Source organism: Bartonella sp. AP57NXGY (assembly GCF_042195805.1).
Classification (GTDB): Bacteria; Pseudomonadota; Alphaproteobacteria; order Rhizobiales; family Rhizobiaceae; genus Bartonella.
The window spans coordinates 1-970 of sequence record NZ_JBHIOZ010000394.1 but is presented as its reverse complement, the minus strand read 5'-3'; the positions used below and the strand labels follow the sequence as shown (position 1 = coordinate 970).

The window sequence follows — 970 nt, the reverse complement described above, 5'->3', positions numbered from 1 at the left end:
TCAGAATTTATAAACACTGGTTTATTCACAAATGCCTCCATACTGCCTATTGGCAAAAGTTATTTTCTAAGATATGGAGTGAACATATTTTCGATTTTAGAATAAGTCAATATAATTTTTCTAAAACAGAAAAAATTTTTTTAGTAATAGACAAATAGTCTACACAAAAAAGTAATTTAATTTTCATTTCAATGTGGAGAAAATTCTGTATGAAGCAGTCTAAAAAAGCTCTAAAAATATTTTCGTCATTAACAAATGAGCAAAAACGGGTGGTTATTTTCCATCTTCTTCTTGCAAAGATCGCAGAAAAGAAATGACGGCTTTTCTATGCTCTGGCTTTGCCGAGGAATATAATTTTAAAAAATAATCATCACAATTATCGGGTATAAAATGAGGGGGGAGAGCTTTAAAAAATGAAGTTAATCTAACGAGTTCATCAGCAGATATGCTTCTACTTTCTTTATCATCATCGACAGAAAGCATTTTAGATACAACAGATGTATGAAGTCCCATATGTTTAGCTAATTCAGTTCGGGACCCATGACCCATTGTTTTAAGTTTTTCATTTGCCCAAATTTTTATTTCTTTTTGAATATCCATACTTATCAATATTCCTATTGTTTTAAAAAATATCAACATTTCTATTTTAGAAAAAATGTTGACATTTTTTCTATAATCGAATAAATGCCCGTTTGATAAATAGAGAAATTAAAATGAATATCAAAAATTCAGCAGGTACGATTATAAAATATTTAGGCGGTGCGAAACGTGTGTCATTGATTTCTCAATGCCATGTGTCTGCTGTTTATAAATGGACTTATCCTTTAAAAAAACTAGAGGGTAAAGGCGGCATCATTCCAGCTAAATACCAAATTATGCTTTTAAATTATGCGCGTGATCATGGGATAGATTTGCGTCCAGAAGATTTTTTTTATCCCGAGCGCTTGCAGAGATTAATGCAAGAGCAACA

General features: G+C 30.9%; 2 protein-coding genes. One reads left to right on the top strand and one right to left on the bottom strand.

Going from position 1 to position 970, the window contains the following annotated elements; genetic code table 11:
* Positions 1 to 273: 273 nt before the first annotated feature.
* Positions 274 to 600, bottom strand: a complete 327-nt coding sequence (locus ACFIL8_RS11090; RefSeq protein ID WP_273721234.1) for a hypothetical protein — start codon at positions 598 to 600, stop codon at positions 274 to 276.
* A gap of 113 nt (positions 601 to 713) precedes the next feature.
* On the opposite strand from ACFIL8_RS11090, the gene ACFIL8_RS11085 reads away from it, so the two are divergent.
* On the top strand, positions 714 to 970 hold a 257-nt coding region (locus ACFIL8_RS11085; RefSeq protein ID WP_375689844.1), incomplete at its 3' end, for a hypothetical protein.